Origin of the sequence: Mycobacterium sp. DL592, assembly GCF_011694515.1 — a bacterium.
Lineage (GTDB): Bacteria > Actinomycetota > Actinomycetes > Mycobacteriales > Mycobacteriaceae > Mycobacterium.
The window spans coordinates 2385439-2407311 of record NZ_CP050192.1 but is presented as its reverse complement, the minus strand read 5'-3'; the positions used below and the strand labels follow the sequence as shown (position 1 = coordinate 2407311).

20 protein-coding genes and 1 pseudogene are annotated in these 21873 nt (G+C 67.2%); 10 read left to right on the top strand and 11 right to left on the bottom strand.

Translation table 11 applies throughout. The annotated features are described in order from the left end of the window. The first annotated feature begins 15 nt into the window (after nt 1-15). The gene (locus HBE64_RS11615) at nt 16-894 is read left to right on the top strand and encodes an SDR family oxidoreductase (RefSeq protein ID WP_167101876.1); all 879 of its coding nucleotides are present in this window, start codon (nt 16-18) and stop codon (nt 892-894) included. Nucleotide 895: 1 nt separating this feature from the next. Here the strand turns inward: HBE64_RS11615 and HBE64_RS11610 are convergent, their stop codons facing one another. Continuing rightward, nucleotides 896-1999 carry an acyl-CoA dehydrogenase family protein gene (locus HBE64_RS11610; protein ID WP_167101873.1) on the bottom strand — a complete coding sequence of 368 codons (1104 nt, stop codon included), beginning with the start codon at nt 1997-1999 and terminating at the stop codon, nt 896-898. Between the two features lie 9 nt (nt 2000-2008). Beyond that, entirely contained in the window at nt 2009-3184 is a 1176-nt protein-coding gene (locus tag HBE64_RS11605) for an acyl-CoA dehydrogenase family protein (RefSeq protein ID WP_167101870.1), read from the bottom strand. Nucleotides 3185-3334: 150 nt separating this feature from the next. On the opposite strand from HBE64_RS11605, the gene HBE64_RS11600 reads away from it, so the two are divergent. Beyond that, on the top strand, nt 3335-4645 hold the full coding sequence (locus HBE64_RS11600; protein WP_167101867.1) for an HNH endonuclease signature motif containing protein: 1311 nt from the start codon (nt 3335-3337) through the stop codon (nt 4643-4645). Between the two features lies 1 nt (nt 4646). On the opposite strand, the gene HBE64_RS11595 is transcribed toward HBE64_RS11600, so the two are convergent. After that, nucleotides 4647-5537 carry a PAC2 family protein gene (locus tag HBE64_RS11595; RefSeq protein ID WP_167101864.1) on the bottom strand — a complete coding sequence of 297 codons (891 nt, stop codon included), beginning with the start codon at nt 5535-5537 and terminating at the stop codon, nt 4647-4649. Between the two features lie 316 nt (nt 5538-5853). Between HBE64_RS11595 and metH the strand changes: the two genes are divergently transcribed. The 3 genes from metH to HBE64_RS11580 all read left to right on the top strand — a co-directional run bounded on the left by metH (nt 5854) and on the right by HBE64_RS11580 (nt 11937). Beyond that, entirely contained in the window at nt 5854-9612 is a 3759-nt protein-coding gene (gene metH, locus HBE64_RS11590; protein ID WP_167101861.1) for a methionine synthase, read from the top strand. Between the two features lie 81 nt (nt 9613-9693). Next, nucleotides 9694-10377 (top strand): HAD family phosphatase, encoded by a 684-nt coding sequence (locus tag HBE64_RS11585; RefSeq protein ID WP_167101858.1) that lies wholly within the window; start codon nt 9694-9696, stop codon nt 10375-10377. A gap of 96 nt (nt 10378-10473) precedes the next feature. Then, entirely contained in the window at nt 10474-11937 is a 1464-nt protein-coding gene (locus HBE64_RS11580; protein ID WP_167101855.1) for a sugar porter family MFS transporter, read from the top strand. Nucleotides 11938-11944: 7 nt separating this feature from the next. Here the strand turns inward: HBE64_RS11580 and HBE64_RS11575 are convergent, their stop codons facing one another. Then, a complete protein-coding gene (locus HBE64_RS11575) occupies nt 11945-12523 on the bottom strand; it encodes a hypothetical protein (RefSeq protein WP_243841581.1) in 579 nt (192 codons plus the stop codon). Between the two features lie 54 nt (nt 12524-12577). Between HBE64_RS11575 and HBE64_RS11570 the strand changes: the two genes are divergently transcribed. From HBE64_RS11570 to HBE64_RS11560, 3 genes are read left to right on the top strand one after another with little or no spacing between them, the layout of a single operon-like run. Beyond that, nucleotides 12578-12859, top strand: coding sequence for a phosphoribosyl-ATP diphosphatase (locus HBE64_RS11570; RefSeq protein ID WP_167101851.1), 282 nt, complete (start codon nt 12578-12580; stop codon nt 12857-12859). A gap of 9 nt (nt 12860-12868) precedes the next feature. Next, nucleotides 12869-13723, top strand: coding sequence for an ATP phosphoribosyltransferase (gene hisG, locus HBE64_RS11565; protein WP_167101848.1), 855 nt, complete (start codon nt 12869-12871; stop codon nt 13721-13723). A 33-nt stretch (nt 13724-13756) separates the two neighbouring features. Then, the gene (locus HBE64_RS11560) at nt 13757-14239 is read left to right on the top strand and encodes a glycine zipper 2TM domain-containing protein (RefSeq protein WP_167101845.1); all 483 of its coding nucleotides are present in this window, start codon (nt 13757-13759) and stop codon (nt 14237-14239) included. A gap of 1 nt (nt 14240) precedes the next feature. On the opposite strand, the gene HBE64_RS11555 is transcribed toward HBE64_RS11560, so the two are convergent. Further along, a complete protein-coding gene (locus HBE64_RS11555) occupies nt 14241-15014 on the bottom strand; it encodes a thioesterase family protein (protein WP_167101842.1) in 774 nt (257 codons plus the stop codon). A 67-nt stretch (nt 15015-15081) separates the two neighbouring features. Continuing rightward, the gene (locus HBE64_RS11550; protein ID WP_167101839.1) at nt 15082-15930 is read right to left on the bottom strand and encodes a RecB family exonuclease; all 849 of its coding nucleotides are present in this window, start codon (nt 15928-15930) and stop codon (nt 15082-15084) included. A gap of 83 nt (nt 15931-16013) precedes the next feature. Here HBE64_RS11550 and HBE64_RS11545 point away from each other — a divergent pair, with 83 nt between their 5' ends. Then, nucleotides 16014-16871 carry a tRNA (adenine-N1)-methyltransferase gene (locus HBE64_RS11545; RefSeq protein ID WP_167101834.1) on the top strand — a complete coding sequence of 286 codons (858 nt, stop codon included), beginning with the start codon at nt 16014-16016 and terminating at the stop codon, nt 16869-16871. 4 nt (nt 16872-16875) lie between these two features. Here the strand turns inward: HBE64_RS11545 and HBE64_RS11540 are convergent, their stop codons facing one another. Genes HBE64_RS11540 through HBE64_RS11530 form a run of 3 tightly spaced genes read right to left on the bottom strand, consistent with a single transcriptional unit; the run spans nt 16876 to nt 18282 of the window. Further along, entirely contained in the window at nt 16876-17169 is a 294-nt protein-coding gene (locus HBE64_RS11540; protein ID WP_167101830.1) for a DUF503 domain-containing protein, read from the bottom strand. 1 nt (nt 17170) lies between these two features. After that, nucleotides 17171-17776: a hypothetical protein gene (locus HBE64_RS11535; protein ID WP_167101827.1), complete on the bottom strand. Its 606-nt coding sequence runs from the start codon at nt 17774-17776 to the stop codon at nt 17171-17173. A gap of 11 nt (nt 17777-17787) precedes the next feature. After that, on the bottom strand, nt 17788-18282 hold the full coding sequence (locus HBE64_RS11530) for a hypothetical protein (RefSeq protein ID WP_167101824.1): 495 nt from the start codon (nt 18280-18282) through the stop codon (nt 17788-17790). Between the two features lie 147 nt (nt 18283-18429). Here HBE64_RS11530 and arc point away from each other — a divergent pair, with 147 nt between their 5' ends. Continuing rightward, the gene (gene arc, locus HBE64_RS11525; RefSeq protein ID WP_167101821.1) at nt 18430-20241 is read left to right on the top strand and encodes a proteasome ATPase; all 1812 of its coding nucleotides are present in this window, start codon (nt 18430-18432) and stop codon (nt 20239-20241) included. A 16-nt stretch (nt 20242-20257) separates the two neighbouring features. Here the strand turns inward: arc and HBE64_RS11520 are convergent, their stop codons facing one another. Continuing rightward, on the bottom strand, nt 20258-20872 hold the full coding sequence (locus tag HBE64_RS11520; protein WP_167101818.1) for a hypothetical protein: 615 nt from the start codon (nt 20870-20872) through the stop codon (nt 20258-20260). Beyond that, nucleotides 20865-21873 (bottom strand): annotated as a pseudogene (locus HBE64_RS11515) (hypothetical protein). Before HBE64_RS11515 ends, HBE64_RS11520 begins: the two are co-directional and overlap by 8 nt.

The window sequence follows — 21873 nt, the reverse complement described above, 5'->3', positions numbered from 1 at the left end:
GTACCTTTGGCGGCCATGAGTTCCGTCAACGGCAAGGTCGTCTTCATCACCGGGGGCGCCCGCGGCGTCGGGGCCGACGTGGCCCGTCGGCTGCGGCGCAAGAACGCCACCTTGGTCCTGACCGACATCGACGCGGCACCGCTGGCCGAACTGGCCGCCGAGCTCGGCGAGGAGTACGTGCTGACCGCGGTCGCCGACGTCCGCGACCTGGCCGCTATGCAGGCCGTCGCCGACCAGGCCGTGCAGCGTTTCGGCGGCATCGACGTGGTGGTGGCCAACGCGGGAATCGCGACCTACGGCTCGGTGCTCAAGGTCGACCCGGAGGCTTTCAAGCGGCTGATGGACATCAACGTCAACGGGGTGTTCCACACCGTGCGGGCCACCTTGCCGTCGGTCATCGACCGCCGTGGCTACGTCCTGATCGTGTCGTCACTGGCGGCTTACTCGGCTGCACCCGGGCTCGCTCCGTACCACGCCTCGAAGGCCGCCGTGGAGCACTTCGCCAACGCGCTGCGCCTGGAAGTCGCCCACCACGGTGTCGACGTCGGTTCGGCACACATGTCCTGGATCGACACCCCGATGGTTCAGGACGCCAAGAGCGATCTGAGCAGCTTTGCGCAGATGCTGTCCAAGCTGCCGAACCCGTTGGGCAAGACCACAAGTGTGGACACCTGCGGCGAGGCCTTCGTCAAGGGCATCGAGGGCCGCCGCCGTCGGGTCAACGTGCCCGGCTGGGTGGGGGCGTTCCGCTGGCTTCGCCCGGTGCTGTCGACACCGCTGGGGGAGAAGCAGGTCGTGGCGATGGTGCCGTCGATCCTGCCCGCGATGGACGCCGAAGTGGAATCGCTGGGGCGGTCCACCAGCTCCCGGCTCGAAGAGCTCGAAACCCCGTGACCTACAGCGAAACGGTGTCGTAGGTGCCCACCTGAGCGGACAGGTAGCGCAGCTGGTCGGTCGCCGAACCCAGGGTCTGGTCGATACCGGTCAGCCGGGCCGCGTAGTGGGCGATCGGATACTCCGCCGTCACACCGATACCGCCGTGCAGCTGGATGGACTCCTGCGCAATGTGCTTGCCCGAGCGGCCGATCTGGAACTTGGCCCGCGCGGCCACCACCGGATCGAGCCTGCCGTCGGTGATGGACATGGCGGCGTAATAGCTCATGCTGCGCGCCAGCTCGAGTGAGACGTACATATCGGCGGCCCGCTGGGTCAGCGTCTGGAACGTCTTGAGCGGAACCCCGAACTGCTTGCGCGTCTTGAGGTAATCGGTGGTCAGCCGCAGCGACTCGTCCATCGCGCCGACAGCCTCGGCGCACAGCGCAGAGGAGTAGCGGACCAGCGTCGCGTGGATGCGGTCGCTGACATCTCCGCCGTCGCCCAGCGGTTGGGCCGGGGCGTTGTCGAAGTCGATCTGGGCGCCGCGCTGGCCGTCGAACGTGCGGTAGGACTTGCGTGTCACCGCGTCGCCGTCGACCAGGAACAGTCCGTTGCCGCCACCGGGCAATGCGGCGGTCACCACGATGACATCGGCCGAATCACCGGCCAGGACAGGGTTTTTCCGGCCTGTGATCGTCCAGCTGCCGCCGTGGTGGCTGGCCTGGGTGGACAATGTGTCCGAGCCGCGCAGGCCCGGCTCGAAATGCGCCAGGGCCAATAGCTTTTCGCCACCGGCGACCTCGTCGAGCAGGGCTTTCTGCTCGTCGCTGCCGAGTTCGGCGATCACGCCGCCGGGGATCAGCGCGGCCGCGGCCACCGGCTCGGGCGCCAGCCGCCTGCCGATCTCGGTCATCACGACCATGATCTCGATCTGGCCCGACTCCTCGGGCTCGAAACCCAGTCCCAGGATGCCGATTTCGGCGAGTTGTCCCCACACCTCGCGGCTCCAGCCGAGCTCGGAGTCGACGGCCTTGTTGCGGCTCTCGGTGTCGTAGCTGCGGGACAACACGTCGCGCGCGGTGTCGGCCAGCAGTTGCTGTTCTTCGGTCAGGTCAAAGTTCATGGCCGGCTCTCACAGTCCAAGGATCGTCGAGGAGATGATGGTGCGCTGAACCTCGTTGCTACCGCCGTAGATCGAGGTCTTGCGGAAGTTGAGATAGTGCGGCGCGGCATGCTGCGCCCACACCGGTGACTCGATGTCCTCGCCGCCGTCGAAAGGCAGCGCGTCCGGGCCCGCCACCTCGACGGCCAGTTCGGTCACCGCCTGCTGCAGCTGGCTGCCGCGTAGCTTGAGAATCGACGACGCCGGGTTCGGCTTTCCGGTGCCCTCGTCGCCGCTCACCCGCAACTGTGTCAATTCCAGTGCCAGCAGTTCATTTTCGATTTCGGCCACCTTGGCGGCGAACAGGGTGTCCTCCAGCAGGCTGCCACCGCCGACCTTGGTCTGCGCGGCGCGCTCCTTGACGTCGGCGAGCCAGACCTTGGTGGTGCCGACGCGGGCAATACCGGTGCGTTCGTTGGACAGCAGGAACTTGGCGTAGCTCCAGCCCTGGTTCTCCTCGCCGACAAGCTGATTGGCGGGAACCCGGACGTCTTCGAAGAACACCTCGTTGACCTCGTAGCTGCCGTCGATCAGCTTGATCGGCCGCAGCGTGATGCCCGGGGTGGACATCTCGACGAGGATGAAGGAGATGCCCGCCTGCTTCTTGGGGGCGTCGGGATTGGTGCGGGCCAGCACGAAGATCCAGTCGGCGAACTGGCCGAGCGTGGTCCAGGTCTTCTGGCCGTTGATCACGTAGTCGTCACCGTCGCGCACCGCGACGGTGCGCAGCGACGCCAGATCGGAGCCGGCCTCGGGCTCGGAAAAGCCCTGGCACCACCAGATGTCGAGGTTGGCGGTCGCGGGCAGGAAACGCTCCTTGAGCTCCTGGGAGGCGAACTGCGCGATCACCGGGCCCACCATGCTGGCGTTGAACGCCAGCGGTTCGGGCACGCACGCCATCCGCATCTCGTCGGCCCAGATCTGTCGCTGCAGCGGCGACCAGTCCTTGCCGCCCCACGCCACCGGCCAGTTCGGCACGGCCAGCCCGGCCTTGTTGAGGATGCGCTGGGTGGTGACGATGTCGTCGGGCCAGATCAGCGCCTCGCGGCGGGCGCGGTCCCGGATGTCGGCCGGGATCTGCGTGGTGAAGAACTCGCGAAGCTCGTCGCGGAATGCCGCGTCCTCGTCGTTCAGTGCCAGTTGCACGACTTCAACCTCGATTCGTCGTTACTCGCCGGTATTCACCGTGCACGCTATCGCAGCCCGACCAACCGGTCGGCAGGAGACCCCCTCAAGCCGCTGACGTTTTGGTGACGAGAACGTTTCTTGTCGGTGGGGCCGGATAGCCTTTCGAACATGAGTTCGATCGTTGCGGCGCTGGACGCACTCGATGCCGCGGTCGAACTGCTGGGTGCGGCCGAAATCGCCGAACTTCCCGCCCATCAGCGCTTCGCAGTCCTCGAGCGGCTGGAGACTACGCTGCGCCGCCAGGTGGCGATCTCCCATGAGCAGCTCACTCATCTCGAGCAGTACGAAGGCTGCCCGCCGATCCCGATCGTGCTGGCCGACGTGCTGCGGATCAGCCGCAGCGCGGCGAAGCGGCGGCTGCGGGATGCCGAGCACCTGGCCCCACGTACGACCCTGACCGGCCAACCGCTGGCCCCGTTGCTGCCAGCCACCGCGAAAGCCTGGGACGCCGGACTGCTCGACTGCGACCACATCCGGGTCATCCAGAAGTTCTTCCGCGACCTACCCGACCATGTCCCACCGGCCGAGATCGTCAGAGCCGAGCGCTCATTGGCCGAACACGCCGAACACCTGCGTCCCGATCAGCTGGAGAAGATCGCCGCGCGGATGGCCACCCACCTCAACCCCGACGGGATCTTCTCCGATGCCGACCGGGCCCGCCAGCGCGGCTTCACCTGGTGCGGACCGCAGCGCCCCGACGGCATGAGTGTGGGGCGGCTGACCGCCACCCCGGAACTACGCGCGATGTTCGATGCCCTGTTCGCCAAACTCGCCGCCCCCGGCATGTGCACCCCCGACGACGCTGGCCGCGATGCCCGCGGGCACGGCCAACGCCAACACGACGCCCTGGCCGAGCTGGCGCGGCGCCACCTCGGTGATCCGACACTCGGCCAGCACAACGGACTTCCCGTCACCGTGATCGCCACCGCGACATTGCAGGATCTGCAGGCCGGGGCCGGACACGCCGTCACCGCGGGCGGCACCCTGTTACCGATCACCGATCTGATCCGCATGGCCGTCCCGTCCTACAGCTACCTCGCTGTGTTCGACGGGGTGACCGGCAAGTCGCTGTGGCTGGGCCGCACCAAACGCCTGGCCTCCGCCGACCAACGCATCATGTTGCTAGCAAAAGACCGTGGCTGCACAGCCCCAGGATGCACCGTGCGCGGCTACGACTGCCACGTCCACCACGCCACCCGCCCCTGGAAACACGGCGGCACCACCGACATCGACGACCTCACCCTGGCCTGCCAACGCGACAACCTGCACGCCGACAACGACGGCTGGGACACCCGCAAACTCCCCAACGGCCAAACCGAATGGATCCCCCCGCCGAACGTGCCGCTCATCGGCGGGACCAACACCTACCACCATCCCGAACGACTGCTCCCCACCGACGACGAAGACGACGACCCGTGAGTCAGCCTCGGAAACCCGGTCCTCGCCTGCGCAGATAGCGCTCGAACTCTGCCGCCAGCGCGTCGCCGTCGATCTTTGACAGCGCCTCGTTGACGTCCACATCGGCGTCGCCACGCTCTTCGAGTGCGGTCACGTACTCGGCGATCTCTTCGTCGTCAGCGGTCATCTCGGTGACCGCCACTTCCCACTCCTCGGCCTGGGCGGGCAGGTCACCGAGAGGCACCTCGATGTCGAGGACGTCCTCGACGCGGCGCAACAGTGCGACGGTGGCCTTGGGGTTGGGCGGTTGCGAGACGTAATGTGGCACCGCCGCCCAGAAGGTCACCGCAGGGATCCCGGCCGCGACGCAGGCGTCCTGGAACACCCCGGCGATCCCGGTCGGACCCTCATAGCGGGTCTCCTCGAGACCGAAAAACTTCGCCGACTCGGGGGAGTAGGCGGCACCCGACACCGGCACCGGGCGGGTGTGCGGTGTATCGGCGAGCAGCGCTCCCAGGATCACCACGGTGTCGACATTGAGCTTGTCGGCGATCGCCAGCAGTTCAGAACAGAAGGTCCGCCAGCGCATGTTGGGTTCCACGCCGTGCATCAACACGATGTCGCGATCAGAGCCGGGCGGCCGGCAGTGCGCCACCCGCATCGACGGCCACACCAGTTCGCGGGTGACGCCGTCGACCTGCCGGATCACCGGGCGATTGACCTGGTAGTCGTAATAGGCCTCGTCGTCGATCTCGATGATCGTCTCGGCTTCCCAGATCGAGTCCAGGTGCTCGAGCGCGTCACTGGCGGCGTCGCCGGCGTCGTTCCAGCCCTCGAACGCCGCAACAATGATCGTGTTGTGGAGTTCAGGCAGGTCCGGGCCCTTGGCACCGCTGTAGCTCGACGGGGTCACCGTCTCAGCCTAAGGCTTGCGAGCCCGTGATGAGCCTTGTCGGACCTACTACCCTGGTGTGGTGATTGGTGCTGACGATGTTCGGTTGGGGACCGGCCGTGGGTACCCGGATTCCGGCCAGGGCCTGGCCTCGACGGCAGCGGCGGGGAGCTGTCGCCGACGATGAGTTGGGCGTCCCGTCGTCGAACAGAGGACGACGTAGACTTTTCTCCGTCGAGAGGCGTTGCAACGGTTACTTCAGTGGGACTGGATCCCCGCGAAGTAACCGCCACGCTCGACAGAGTTAAGGACGCCTTCCGTTACGGAAGGAACGTGTGTGAGCGCGAGCGCTGACGTGAACACCCCGCAGCCGAACATCCGTCCCGACTGCACCGATGAGCTGTCGGCCACCTTGCGGCAGCGGATCATGGTGATCGACGGCGCGATGGGCACGGCGATCCAGCGCGACCGGCCGGACGAGGCCGGGTATCGCGGCGAGCGTTTCAAGGATTGGCCCAGCGATCTGGTCGGCAACAACGACCTGCTCACGCTGACCCAGCCGCACATCATCGAGGCGATCCACCGCGAGTATCTCGAGGCGGGCGCCGACATCCTGGAAACCAACACGTTCAACGCGAACGCGGTGTCGCTGTCCGACTACGGCATGGAGGCGCTGAGCTACGAGCTGAACTATGCCGGTGCCGCGTTGGCCCGTGCCGTGTGCGACGAGTTCAGCACCCCGCAGTGGCCCCGCTACGTCGCCGGTGCGCTCGGGCCGACGACGCGGACCGCGTCGATCTCGCCGGACGTCAACGACCCCGGCGCCCGCAACGTGTCCTACGACCAGTTGGTCGCCGCCTACCTCGACGCCGCCAGAGGCCTGCTCGACGGAGGCGCGGACCTGCTGATCGTCGAGACCATCTTCGACACGCTCAACGCCAAGGCGGCGATCTTCGCCATCGAGACACTGTTCGAGGAGCGCGGACGTCGCTGGCCGGTGATCATCTCGGGCACCATCACCGACGCCTCCGGGCGCACCCTGTCCGGTCAGGTGACCGAGGCGTTCTGGAACTCGATCCGGCACGCGAAGCCGATCGCCGTCGGCCTCAACTGCGCTCTGGGCGCCCCGGAAATGCGGCCCTATCTCGCGGAGATCTCGCGGATCGCGGACATCTTCGTCTCCTGCTATCCGAATGCCGGGCTGCCCAACGCCTTCGGCGAGTACGACGAGTCGCCCAAGCGGCAGGCGTCCTACGTCGCCGACTTCGTCGAGGCCGGTCTGGTCAACATGGTCGGCGGGTGCTGCGGAACCACCCCGGCGCACATCGCCGAGATCGCCAAGGTGGTCGAGGGCAAGCCGCCGCGCGAGGTGCCGACGATCCCGGTGGCCACCCGGCTCGCCGGCCTGGAGCCGCTCAACATCACCGACGACTCGCTGTTCGTCAACATCGGTGAGCGCACCAATATCACCGGCTCGGCCCGCTTCCGCAACCTGATCAAGGCCGAGGACTACGACACCGCGCTGTCGGTCGCCCTGCAGCAGGTCGAGGTCGGTGCGCAGGTCATCGACATCAACATGGACGAGGGCATGATCGACGGCGTCGCCGCGATGGACCGGTTCACCAAGCTGATCGCCGCCGAGCCGGACATCAGCCGAGTCCCGGTGATGATCGACTCCTCCAAGTGGGAGGTCATCGAGGCGGGCCTGAAGAACGTGCAGGGCAAGCCGATCGTCAACTCGATCTCCATGAAGGAGGGCGAGGAGAAGTTCATCCGAGAGGCCCGGCTGTGCCGCAAGTACGGCGCCGCCGTCGTCGTGATGGCCTTCGACGAACAGGGCCAGGCCGACAACCTGGAACGCCGCAAGGAGATTTGCGGGCGGGCCTACCGGATCCTGACCGAGCAGGTCGGCTTCCCGGCCGAGGACATCATCTTCGACCCGAACTGCTTCGCGCTGGCCACCGGTATCGAGGAGCACGCCAGCTACGGGATCGACTTCATCGAGGCGTGCTCCTGGATCAAGGAAAACCTTCCCGGGGTGCACATCTCGGGCGGTATCTCGAACGTGTCGTTCTCGTTCCGCGGCAACAATCCGGTCCGCGAGGCGATCCACTCGGTGTTCCTGTTCCACGCCATCAAGGCCGGCCTGGACATGGGCATCGTCAACGCCGGCGCGCTGGTGCCCTACGACTCGATCGACCCCGAATTGCGGGACCGCATCGAGGATGTCGTGCTCAACCTCCGCCCGGACGCCGCTGAGCGGCTGCTGGAGATCGCCGAGCGGTTCAACAGCTCGGAGAAGGCCGAGGATCCGGCCGCGGCGGAGTGGCGCAGTCTGCCGGTCCGCGAGCGGATCACGCACGCTCTGGTCAAGGGCATCGACGCCCACGTCGACGCCGACACCGAGGAACTGCGGGCCGAGATCGCCGCCGCGGGGGGGCGGCCGATCGAGGTGATCGAAGGCCCGCTGATGGACGGGATGAACGTCGTCGGCGACCTGTTCGGCGCGGGCAAGATGTTCCTGCCCCAGGTGGTGAAGTCGGCCCGGGTGATGAAGAAGGCCGTGGCCTACCTGCTGCCCTACATCGAGGCCGAGAAGGCCGAACCGCTGCCTGGAGAGGCCGCGACGAAGGACACCAACGGCACGATCATCATGGCGACCGTCAAGGGCGACGTCCACGACATCGGCAAGAACATCGTCGGAGTTGTCTTGCAGTGCAACAACTTCGAAGTGATCGACCTCGGTGTTATGGTGCCTGCCCAGAAAATCCTGGACGCGGCCAAGGAGCACGACGCCGACATCATCGGGCTCTCCGGTCTGATCACCCCGTCGCTGGACGAGATGGTCAACTTCGCCGCCGAGATGGAACGCCAGGGTTTGCAGATCCCGCTGCTGATCGGTGGGGCCACGACGTCGCGCGCCCACACCGCGGTGAAGGTGGCGCCGCGGCGCAGCGGTCCGGTGGTCTGGGTCAAGGACGCCTCCCGTTCGGTGCCGGTCGCCGCGGCGCTGCTTGACGACAAGCAGCGTCCCGCGTTGCTGGAGGCCACCGAGAAGGACTACGCCTCGCTTCGTGAACGGCACGCGCAGAAGAACGAGCGGCCGATGCTGACGTTGGAGAAGGCCCGTGCCAACCGGACGCCGATCGAGTGGGACGGCTACACGCCGCCGGTGCCCGCGCAGGGCACGGGAGTGCGAGAGTTTCTCGACTACGACCTCGCCGAGTTGCGTGAGTACATCGACTGGCAGCCGTTCTTCAACGCGTGGGAGATGAAGGGCAGATTCCCCGACATCCTCAACAACCCGGCTTCGGGTGAGACGGCCCGCAAGCTGTACGACGACGCCCAGGAGATGCTCGACACCCTCATCAAGGAGAAGTGGCTGACAGCCAACGGGGTGATCGGTTTCTTCCCCGCGAACGCGGTCGGTGACGACATCCAGGTCTACACCGACGACACCCGCACCGAGGTGCTGACCACGTTGCACAACCTGCGTCAGCAGGGCCAGCACCGCGACGGCATCCCGAACCGGTCACTGGGCGACTTCGTCGCGCCCAAAGACACCGGCCTGCGGGATTACGTCGGCGCGTTCGCGGTCACCACGGGACTCGGCAGCCACGACAAGATCGTGGAGTTCAAGGCGGACAACGACGACTACAGCGCGATCCTGCTGGAGTCGCTCGCCGACCGGCTGGCCGAGGCCTTCGCCGAACGGATGCACCAGCGCGTCCGCAAGGAGTTCTGGGGGTATCAGCCCGACGAGCAGTTGGACAATGCGGATCTCATCGGTGAGAAGTACCGCGGCATCCGTCCCGCCCCCGGCTACCCGGCATGCCCGGAGCACACCGAGAAGGTGACGCTCTGGGAGTTGATGGATGTCAAGGAGCGCACCGGCATCGAGCTCACCGAGTCGATGGCGATGTGGCCCGGTGCGGCGGTCAGCGGCTGGTACTTCTCGCACCCGCAGTCGCAGTACTTCGTGGTCGGTCGGTTGGCCCAGGACCAGGTCGCCGACTACGCCAAACGCAAGGGCTGGACCCTGGCCGAAGCCGAGCGCTGGCTGGCTCCGAATCTCGGGTACAACCCGGAGGACTGAGACTGGTTGGCCGACAACCTGTTTCGTAGCCCCGCGATATTGATTTCCGCGCCGACCCCAGGTGATGACACAATGACAGGCATGCATGCCGTGCTGTTCGACATGGATGGCACCCTTGTCGATTCCGAAAAGCTCTGGGACATCTCGCTGCAGGAGCTCTACAAGAAGCTCGGCGGGGAGCTCACACCCCAGGTACGCGACGCCACCGTCGGCGGCTCGGCCGAGGGCGTGATGCGGATCGTCTACGACGACCTCGGCCTGGAACACGACCCCGTCCACATGGCGGCCAGCGCCGACTGGCTGCACGACTACACCGCGGAGTTGTTCGACGGCGGACTGCCGTGGTGCGACGGCGCCCAGGAGCTGCTGGACACCCTCGCCGACGCCGCTGTCCCGATGGCCCTGGTCACCAACACCCGTCGGGCGTTGACTGAGCGGGCGCTGAACAGCATTGGCAGGCACTACTTCTCGGTCAGTGTCTGCGGCGACGAGGTCGAGCGCGCCAAGCCTGCGCCCGACCCGTACCGGCGCGCCGCGACGTTGCTGGGCCTGGCCCCCGACCAGTGCCTGGCCGTCGAGGATTCGATCACCGGTGCGGCGGCCGCGGAGGACGCCGGGTGCCCGGTTTTGGTGGTGCCCAACGACGTCGAGGTCCCCACCAGCCCGCGGCGGCACCAGGTTTCGTCGCTGGCCCGGGTGGGCATCCCGCAATTGCGAGAGATCTATACCGAGTTGCGGCTCGGCCTGGGAGAACGCTCCGCCTGAAGGCCACCGGCCAATATCGTCGTGTCGGCTGGCTGACTGTGCGAAGGTAGTCCTTACCAAATCTCGACGTCTCGCAGTGCTGCGGAAAGGACGCTCATGGCCGGGCAGGGCCCCATCGACCAGACACCGTCGGCAATCACCGACGAAGACTTCTCATCCGGCGGGACGGCCGTCCGCATCGCGTCGGTGGCCGCGCTCGGCGGCCTGCTGTTCGGCTACGACAGCGCCGTCATCAACGGTGCGGTCGACTCGATCCAGGCACGATTCGGAATCGGCAACGCCGAACTCGGCTTCGCCGTCGCCTCCGCCTTGCTCGGCGCCGCGGCCGGCGCCATGTCGGCCGGCCGGATCGCCGACCGCATCGGCCGCATCTCGGTCATGAAGATTGCCGCGGTGTTCTTCTTCGTCAGCGCGATCGGCACGGGATTGGCTCCCAACGTCACGACCGTCGTCATCTTCCGGATCGTCGGCGGTATCGGCGTCGGCATCGCCTCGGTGATCGCGCCGGCCTACATCGCCGAGACCTCGCCGCCACGCATCCGGGGCCGGCTCGGATCATTGCAGCAACTCGCGATCGTGTCCGGCATCTTCTTGTCCTTCGCCATCAACTGGCTGCTTCAGCACGCCGCCGGTGGACCTTCCAAGGATCTGTGGCTGGGACTGGAGGCGTGGCGGTGGATGTTCCTTGCGATGTCCGTTCCCGCCGTCCTGTACGGCAGCCTGGCCTTCACGATTCCGGAGTCGCCGCGTTATCTCGTTGCCAGCCACAAGATTCCGGAAGCCCGCAAGGTGCTGACGATGCTGCTCGGTGAGAAGAACCTGGAGATCACGATCAGCAGGATCCAGGAGACCCTGGAGCGCGAGGACAAGCCGTCCTGGCGGGATCTGCGCAAGCCGACGGGCGGGCTCTACGGCATCGTCTGGGTCGGGTTGGGGCTGTCGATCTTCCAGCAGTTCGTCGGGATCAACGTGATCTTCTACTACTCCAACGTGCTGTGGCAGGCGGTCGGTTTCGACGCCGACCAGTCGGCGATCTACACCGTGATCACCTCGGTGGTCAACGTCGCCACCACGCTCATCGCGATCGCGCTGATCGACAAGATCGGCCGTAAGCCGTTGCTGCTCATCGGATCCTCGGGCATGGCGGTGACGCTGATCACGATGTCGGTCATCTTCGCGAACGCCACGCTTGTCGACGGCAAGCCCAGCCTGCCCGGTGCGTCCGGAGTCATCGCCTTGATCGCCGCGAACCTGTTCGTCGTCGCCTTCGGCATGTCCTGGGGTCCGGTGGTGTGGGTGCTGCTGGGCGAGATGTTCCCCAACCGCATCCGCGCGGCCGCACTCGGGCTGGCCGCGGCCGGGCAGTGGGCAGCCAACTGGCTGATCACCGTGACCTTCCCCGGCCTGCGCGAGCACCTCGGGCTGGCCTACGGCTTCTACGGACTGTGCGCGGTTCTCTCGGGCATCTTCGTGTGGAAGTGGGTCATGGAGACCAAGGGCGTCTCGCTGGAGGACATGCACGCCGAGGTGCTGCACGACGGCAAGGCCGCGACGGCCTGATTCGTCGCTACGGGACGTCGGTGTACTGCCAGTTCGCCCCGGCCGACGAGAAGGTGAAGCCCTTGGCGGTCTGCTCGCTGAGGCAGGCGATGCCGGCTTGCTGCGACACGTTGCAACGGAAACCCGCGGCGGCCAGGATCTTGCCGAACGGCAGGGTCTTGGCTGTCCCGGTCGGCGGCGTGAACTCGTCGGCGGCCACCGACGTGAACTGTGGGTCGCCCTCGGTGCGCACCACGATCGCGTTCGGGGTGACGCTGCGGCCGGTGTCGTCGGTGACGCTCTGCGGCGCCCCCTGGATGCTCAGGCTGCCTCCCGAGGACTGACAACCCGCCCAGCTGCGAGCCACGATCACACACCGCCAGCTGCCGCTGGGGCTGACGAAGTAATAGCCCGCCCGGTCGTCGGTCTTGGCGTAGAAGTCGAAGGCGTTGACCAGTTTGTCGTTGCTCGGGCGGGCCGACGATGTGGGCGGCGCAGGCGCGGGCGCCTGCTGGTTGGTGTCGTTGCTGATCGAGATCGGGCTCGAGCAGCCGGCCATGGCCAGCGCTGCGACCGCCACGATCCTCGCCGCCCGGATTCCTCCCACGGCACCGCAGCCTAGTCGCCGAGCGGAAACCGCCGTGACGGCGCATCGGGCGCCATGGAACAATCGCAGCCCGTGAAGACCTTCGAGGAGCTGTTCGCCGAACTGGGGGAGCGTGCGCGCACGCGTCCTGCGGGCAGCGCCACCGTCGCCGCGCTCGACGCCGGCGTGCACACCCTGGGCAAGAAGATCATCGAGGAGGCCGGCGAGGTCTGGCTGGCCGCCGAGCACGAGCCCGACGAGGCCCTGGCCGAGGAGATCAGCCAGCTGCTCTACTGGACCCAGGTCCTGATGGTCGCCCGCGGGCTGACCCTCGACGACATCTACCGAAAGCTCTAGATGGCTGCCATGTTGCGTGTTGCGGTCCCCAACAAGGGCGCACTGTCCGAATCCGCGGCCGAGATCCTCTCGGAAGCGGGCTACCGCCGGCGTAGCGATCCCAAGGATCTCACCGTCATCGACCGCGCCAACGGCGTCGAGTTCTTCTTCCTCCGTCCCAAGGACATCGCGATCTACGTCGGCTCCGGTCAGCTCGACTTCGGCATCACCGGCCGCGACCTGGCCGCCGAATCCGAGGCGCCGGTCAACGAACGGCTGGCACTGGGCTTCGGATCCTCGAGTTTCCGCTACGCCGCCCCCGCGGGGCCGGAGTGGTCCGTGGCGGACCTGGCCGGCAAGCGGATCGCCACCGCCTATCCGAATCTGGTCCGAAAAGACTTGCGGGACAAAGGAATCGACGCCACCGTGATCCGCCTCGACGGTGCGGTGGAGATCTCGATCCAGCTGGGTGTGGCCGACGCGATCGCCGATGTCGTCGGCTCCGGCCGCACCCTGAGCCTGCACAACCTGGTTGCCTTCGGTGATCCGCTGTGCGATTCCGAAGCGGTGCTCATCGAGCGTGTCCCCGACGGTGACGACCCCGCCCGGGCGGCCCGCGACCAGCTCGCCGCCCGCGTGCAGGGCGTGGTCTTCGGCCAGCAGTACCTGATGCTCGACTACGACTGCCCGCGCACGGTGCTCGATCGTGCCACCGCGATCACCCCGGGCCTGGAGTCACCCACCATCGCCCCGCTGGCCGACGACGACTGGGTGGCCGTGCGCGCCCTGGTGCCCCGCCGTGAGGTCAACGCGATCATGGACGAACTTGCCGCGATCGGCGCCAAGGCGATTCTGGCCTCCGACATCAGGTTCTGCCGCTTCTGAGTTAGCCCCCAGATGCCGTGCTAGCGTCCGCATGTGACGCATGCACTTGTACTGCTGCTGGCTCTGCTGATCGGGGTCGTCGCCGGCCTTCGGGCGTTCACCGCTCCTGCGGTGATGGCCTGGGCTGCCTTCCTCGACTGGATCAACCTGACCGGGACGTGGGCGTCGTGGGTGGGTCACTGGGGCACCGTGACCGTGCTGACGATCATCGCTGTCGCCGAGCTGATCTCCGATCAGATGGAGCAGACCCCGAGCCGCAAGACGGCCGTCCAGTTCCTGACCCGGCTCGCGACCGGTGCCTTCGCCGGTGCGGTGCTCGGCACGGCCTGGGGCTACCAGTGGAGCAGCCTGGGTGCCGGCATCATCGGCGCGGTCATCGGCACCATCGGCGGCTACGAGGCCCGCACCCGGCTGGTCCGGGCAACCGGGGGCCGCGACTTTCCGATCGGAGTGCTCGAGGACGCGGTAGCGGTGGTGGCCGGGCTGGCGATCGCCTCGCTGGTCAACGTGTTGTGAGCTAGCCGCGCCGCTGCACCAGCAGTGTCTGGGCCGAGGTGCCGATGAACCCGGCGCGGTCGAAGAGTTCGGCGGTGGTGACGCCGATCCCGTCGGGCCCGATGGAGCCGCGTGCCCGCACCGCGAAGTCGGCTCCGGTGGGCAGCCGGTGCAGATGCACCGCGGTGTCGGTGTTCATGAACACGAACTTGGCTGGATCCAGCGCTGCGCCAATGCCGTTCGCGGAGTCGACGACCATGGCCAGCCGTTGCAGGGGAGTCGTGGGCTCGTCGTCGACGAGGCCCACCAGCGGGGACATCCAGTACAGGGCCCCGGACGGCTCGTCGTACTGCGGTCGCCACTGCACCGAGTCCAGATAGCCGCCGGTGTCGGTCCAGTGCAGCGCCAGCGGGGCGGTCTCGCCTTCGACCAGCGGCGGGTAACGGTCGGCGGCGGCATCGGCGGTGTCCGAGGTGGCCAGTGCCCACGCCGTCACCCGGGCGACCGGCCGGTCGCCCGAGATCTCGGCCGACCACATCGAGATGCGACTGCCCGGCCGCTCGACGCGGACCCGCACGCGCAGCTCGGTCACCGGGATGGCGCCGAGAATGTCCAGCGTCACCCGGCCGATCCGCATCCCCGGCGGCAGCCGCTCCTCGATGGACTTGGTCAGCAGCGCCAAAGGCGGTGAGCCGTGCTGGATTTCGGGAGTCCAGTTGCTGCGGGTGTGATCGGTGGACTCGAACACCGCGGGGTCATCTCCGGCACCCACGCGCCGGTAGTAGCACTCGGTCACGCCTCGGCTCCCGCTCGCTCCGGTCCTCGCTGCGCTGAGATCCTCACTCGCGCTCGCCTTCGGGCGGTCACGCGGCGGGCTCGCGGTCTAACACCTCGGGCCAGCCGGGGTAGGGCGGTGGGGTGCCCCCGTAGGCCGGGCACAGCGACTGGTGGCTGCACCACCCGCACAACCGCGACGGGTTGGGCCGGAAATCGCCTGTGGCACCGGCTGATTGGATTGCCCGCCAGATCGCCATCAACGTCTTCTCGAACCGCAGCAACTCGTCGAGGTCGGGGGTGTAGTCGAGCACCTGCCCGTCGGCGAGATAGATCAGCCGCAACCTGCTGGCCAGCACCTCACGCGAGCGCAGCAGTGCCACCGCATAGAACTTCATCTGGAACAGCGCCTTGAACTCCGCGAGCGTCCGTACCGCCGACGGGGCCCTGCCGGTCTTGTAGTCGACCACACGGACCTCGCCGGTGCCCGCGACGTCGATACGGTCGACGAATCCGCGCAGCAGCGTTCCGTCGGCCAGTTCCACCTCGATGCGCTGTTCGCAGCTCTGCGGGTCGAACCGGGTCGGGTCCTCGAGCCGGTAGTAGCCGACAAGCAGCTTGCGGGCCTCGGCGAGCAGCTGCCCGCTGCCGTCGGCATCGAGCCCCTCGGTCACGCCCGGATGCTCGGCGAGCACCCGCTCCCAGGCGGGATCCACCAGCGCCAGGGCGGTTTGGGGTACCCGATCCGCGGCGGGCATGCCGTAGAGCTGCTCCAGGGCCGAATGCACCACTGTTCCGCGCAGCTGGGCGACCGACGGCGGCTCGGGTAGCCGGTCGATCGCCCGGAACCGGTACAGCAGCGGGCACTGCTTGAAATCGGCCGCTCGCGACGGTGACAACGCCGGGCGACGGCCGTGCACCGGCGCGACATCGCTCATGGTTGGCAGCCTAGGACGCGGCGCCGACAACGCGAGGCCACGACGTGCGGTGAGTCGGCTCGGCTATGGCAGGCTAAGCGGCTGTGACCGACGAACCTGACACCCCGCCCAGGACCGGTCCCTTTGTCGTCGGGGACCGTGTGCAGCTGACCGACGCCAAGGGCAGGCACTACACGATGATCCTGACGCCCGGCAGCGAGTTCCATACCCACCGCGGCGCGATCGAGCACGACACCGTGATCGGGCAGCCCGAGGGCAGCGTGGTCAAGTCCACCAACGGCGACGCCTTCCTGGTGCTGCGGCCGCTGCTCATCGACTACGTGCTCTCGATGCCCCGCGGCGCCCAGGTGATCTACCCCAAGGACGCCGCGCAGATCGTCCACGAGGGCGACATCTTCCCCGGCGCCCGGGTACTGGAAGCGGGAGCCGGTTCCGGGGCGCTGACGTGCTCGCTGCTGCGCGCCGTCGGCCCCGCCGGTGAGGTGATCTCCTACGAGATCCGCGACGACCACGCCGAGCACGCACGGCGCAACGTGGACACCTTCTTCCGGCAGACCCCGCACAACTGGCGGCTGGTCATCGGCGACCTCGCCGAATCCGATCTCGACGAGGCCTCGGTGGACCGGGTGGTGCTCGACATGCTGGCGCCGTGGGACGTCCTCGACACCGTCGCCCGGCTGCTCATCCCCGGCGGGGTCCTGATGGTCTACGTGGCCACGGTGACACAGCTGTCCAAGACGGTGGAGGCACTGCGCGAGCAGCAGTGCTGGACCGAGCCCAGGGCGTGGGAGTCGCTGCAGCGCGGCTGGAACGTGGTCGGCCTGGCCGTGCGGCCCCAGCACAACATGCGCGGGCATACCGCATTCCTGATCTCGGCACGCCGACTGGCCCCGGGCACGGTCACCCCGACTCCCTTGCGCCGCAAGCGGCTTGCCGTCTAGCCAGCTAGTCGTCGCTGTGCTGCAGGCCGCGGCGGGCTGAGAGCAGTTCGATCTCCGGCCGGGCGGCCACCAGCCGTTCAGCGGCGTCGAGCACTTCGACGACGTGCGCGCGGTCGGCAGCCACCACGGACAGCCCGATACCGGCTCGCCGGTGCAGGTCCAGGGACTCGGTTTCGGCCGCCGACACCTGAAAGCGGCGCTGCAACTCGGCCACGATGGGCCGGACCACCGACCGCTTCGCCTTCAGCGAGCGGACGTCACCGAGCAGGACGTCGAACTGCAGCCAGCCGATCCACACGTCAGCGGGTCGGGGTCGGGACCGCGGTCGTGGGGCTCGGCGACGGCGGCGGTGGCGGCGTCCCGGCCGGGCTGGGACTGGCGCCGGTGGCCTCGGTGCGGGCGTTGCCGAATGCCAGCAGCATCTCGGCGGTCTGCCGGGACAGCTGCCAACTGCCCTGATGGGAGCGGAACTCCATCGGGAAGGTGAAGCCGCCCGGATTGGCCGGGTTCGAGGTGCTCACGTTGACGGTGGCCAGGGCATCGTCGGGCTCGCGGTCAGACCATCGGATGTCCGCGGCGCTGAAGGTCAGCGGGGTGAAGCCGCCGTCGCGCAGGGCGGCGGCGAACTTGTCGATCGTCGTCGCGTCATCGGCGGTGGTGCCCTCGACGAGCGCGAGCTTGTCGGTGCCCTTCACCGCCGGGTCGGCCAACCGGTACAGCACGTCGGTCAGCGCCTCGGGTGCCGGCAGCTCGGCGGTGGTCGACGGGGGAGCCGAGACGGCCGGTGGGGCCGGGTCGACCGGACCGGTCGCCGGTTTCGACTCGTCCTGGTTGGAACACCCCGATAGTGCGAGCGCCGCCACAATCGTGGCGGCGCCCAACACTGCGAACGGGTTGCGACTCATCCAGCGGCGACTCAGCTGGCCGCGCTCATCAGCGCCAGCGCCGACGACTTGGTCAGCTGCCAGCCGGTGGGGCTCGGGCCGGCGATGAACTGGATGCTCTGAGTGGCGGTAGCGCCGTTGGCCGCGGTCGCGGTCACGTTGGCGGTAGCGGTCGGCCCCTCCTGGTCGATATCGGCCACGACGAAGCTGAGCGGGAAGTAGCCCTTGGCAGAGGCGTTGCTGAAGGCGCGGTCAGCGGTGATGCCCTCAAACCGGCCGAGTCCGCCCTGGATGTAGGAGGCCTTGGTACCGGAGAACGATCCGCCGCTCTGCAGCCCGTCCAGCGTGGCCACCAGTGCACTTTGCAGCTCGGGTGCGGGTGCCTGGGGCAGCGGCGCGCCGAACACGACAGGCGACACAGCAGGAGATGCGGCGGGGTTGCCGAATGCAACCGAGGTCACACCAGCGGCTGCGCCGGCGACGATTGCGGCGGCTGCTACGCCCGTGGCTAGCAGTTTCAGGGTCACGGCTGTCCTTTCGATCGGCCCGACTCATCCATGAGGTTAACAGTGTTGCCAGTGTGTCGATATTCCCCGAGCGCACAAGATTGGCCATTGGCCGGTAGCGTTGAGGTATCCGCCGCACCAACTCTCGGTGTGGGAAAGGAGCGCAACATGACTGAGTCACAGCACGAAGAGCCACAGCTGTCCAGCGATGACGCTGCCGAACTCGAGCAGCTGCGCCGGGAAGCCTCGATTCTGCGCGAGCAACTTGAGAACGCGATCGCTCAGGGCACCCCGCGCACCGCCCGGGACATCCACCAGCTCGAGGCACGGATCGATTCCCTGGCGGCCCGCAACGCCAAGCTGATGGATACCCTCAAGGAAGCCCGCCAGCAGCTGCTGGCGCTGCGCGAGGAGGTCGACCGGCTGGGCCAGCCGCCCAGCGGCTACGGCGTCCTGCTCAACGCCCACGAGGACGACACCGTCGACGTGTTCACCTCCGGTCGCAAGATGCGGCTGACGTGCTCACCCAACATCGACGTGAAGTCGCTGAAGCAGGGCCAGACCGTGCGCCTCAACGAGGCGCTCACCGTCGTGGAAGCCGGCAACTTCGAAGCGGTCGGAGAGATCTCCACGCTGCGCGAGATCCTGGCCGACGGTCACCGCGCGCTGGTGGTCGGGCACGCCGACGAGGAACGCATCGTGTGGCTGGCCGAGCCGCTGGTTGCGATCGAGGACCTGCCCGCCGACGTCGCCGAGGAACTCGACGACGACGACCTGCGTCCCCGCAAGCTCCGCCCCGGCGACTCGCTGCTGGTCGACACCAAGGCCGGCTATGCCTTCGAGCGCATCCCCAAGGCCGAGGTCGAGGACCTTGTGCTCGAGGAGGTGCCGGACGTCGCGTACTCCGATATCGGCGGCCTGACCCGCCAGATCGAGCAGATCCGCGATGCGGTCGAGCTGCCCTTCCTGCACAAGGAGCTTTACCGGGAGTACTCGCTGCGCCCGCCCAAGGGTGTGCTGCTCTACGGTCCGCCCGGGTGCGGCAAGACGCTCATCGCCAAGGCGGTGGCCAACTCGCTGGCCAAGAAGATGGCCGAGGTTCGTGGTGACGACGCCCGCGAGGCGAAGTCATACTTCCTCAACATCAAGGGCCCCGAGCTGCTGAACAAGTTCGTCGGCGAGACCGAGCGTCACATCCGGCTGATCTTCCAGCGGGCCCGCGAGAAGGCGTCCGAGGGCACCCCGGTGATCGTGTTCTTCGACGAGATGGACTCGATCTTCCGCACCCGCGGCACCGGCGTGAGCTCGGACGTGGAGACCACGGTCGTGCCGCAGCTGCTGTCCGAGATCGACGGTGTGGAAGGCCTTGAGAACGTCATCGTGATCGGCGCCTCCAACCGCGAGGACATGATCGACCCGGCGATCCTGCGACCCGGGCGCCTGGACGTGAAGATCAAGATCGAGCGCCCGGACGCCGAAGCGGCACAGGACATCTTCTCGAAGTACCTCACCGAGAACCTGCCGGTCAATGTCGACGACCTCGCCGAGTTCGACGGTGACCGCGGGCAGTGCATCAGGGCGATGATCGAGAAGGTTGTCGACCGGATGTACGCCGAGATCGACGACAACCGGTTCCTGGAGGTCACCTACGCCAACGGTGACAAGGAAGTCATGTATTTCAAGGACTTCAACTCCGGTGCCATGATCCAGAACGTCGTCGACCGCGCGAAGAAGTACGCGATCAAGTCGGTGCTCGAAACCGGCCAGCACGGCCTGCGTATCCAGCACCTGCTCGACTCGATCGTCGACGAGTTCGCCGAGAACGAGGACCTGCCCAACACCACCAACCCCGATGACTGGGCGCGGATCTCGGGCAAGAAGGGCGAGCGGATCGTCTACATCCGCACCCTGGTCACCGGCAAGACCTCGAGCGCCTCACGGGCGATCGACACCGAATCGAACCTGGGCCAGTACCTGTAGCGGCGCTGCGCCGCCGTCAGAACTCCAGCGAGTAGGTGTTCGTCAGATCGTCCTGGGTGACGTGCGCGTCGCGGGTAGTGGTGTCGACGGTCAACGGCTCGGTGAGGACCCGGGTTTCGTAGCGCCAGCCCTCGGGAAGGTTGAGCCGCCTGCCGAGTCCGGGCAGATCCTCCAGACCCAGGTTGGCGTCGACGATCTGGCTCCAGGTCTGCATCACCCAGCGCTGACCGTCGGGGTCGACGAGTTCGAACACCGGCCGGCCCGCGCCGAAGTGGAACGCGGTGTGCCGCGCGACGTAGTTGATGCTGTATGGCGCCGGATTGTGCGAGGCCAGTTGCACAGTGGCCTGTTTGATCATGTCGATTCCGCCGAAGGTCTTGATCTCCTGCTCACCCTGGCTCACCTTGTCGATGCTGCTCATCAGCCAGTAGCGCGGCCCGTTGAGCAGTGCGGCCACAGCGTCGTTCTCCCTGGCGAGGGCATCCGCGTCGAGGGCATCCCACAGTTCAGCGGGGCAGTCGTTGAGCGGAAAGGTGTTGTACACGGTGGCCTGCGGGCCGGACTCACCGATGCTCACCAGAAGTACTTCGCCATAACGCTTTCCGAACAGGTCTCGGGTCTGGTCAACCATGGCGTCCCTCCATCTCCAAGTATGCGTCGCGGCCGGCCAAGCTCACGGCCACGTCGGCGACCAGTGGGTCGAAGAACCGCTGGCGGTAGAGCGGGTCAACGCTCGTGCTCACCGTGAAGTACAACCCCGACAACACTGCTACGAATAACGAAGTATGCACCACGGTCTGGGGTACCGGCACGTGGATGCCGAACCACGTTCCATCACAGGGAGGTTCGCCGACCGGACAGTTCTTCTCGGCGGACCACAGCACGGTCACGTCGTCGGGAATGGCGATCGTCCCCAGCGCCAGGAAGAACGCGAAAAGTCCGGTGGTGAAGAACACCACCTGGATCGCCTGGGACACCACCATCACCGCGACGCCGTTGACCTGCTCTGCCAGCGACAGCGGGGTGCGGGCCGGTTCGGTGTCGGTGGCCAGCGGTGTGCCCGGCCAGCAGTTCGGCGGTGTCGCGGGGCCCGGACCGATCGTCGCGCAGGGCCTGCACCTCGTGGCGGATGGTGACCACCATGAAAGCGATGGCCACCAGGGACAGGAAACCGATTGTCTGCCAGAGTCGTTCGCGGGTCATCCGGGCGGGCAGCTGCCACAGTTCACCGGTGAAGTACACGACCACGGTCAGCATCAGTAACGGCAGGGCCCGGCTCATCAACGTCCCGAGCGCGCCGAACTGAACCCAGGCGTAGCGGAACGCCCACAGCAGAATCGAGCCGATGCCAATGTAGGTCAGCCAAACCGCAAGCAATGCAACGACTCCGAAGCCGGCGACCTCGGCCAGGGTTAGTCCGGACCAGCCGCTGAAGACGAGCGGAAATCCGACCACGAACAACGCCATAACCGTCAGCGCCGGACTGCGCCGCCCTGCCTCGCTGCGAGTGGTGCCGGCCCGGTGCAGCAGATAGAGCGCGAACGGTGCCGCCGCCAGCACGCCGGCCAGGACGACGAGTTTGGGCAGGCCGCGGGCCAGGAACCATTCGTGCACACGACGAATGTCGGACAT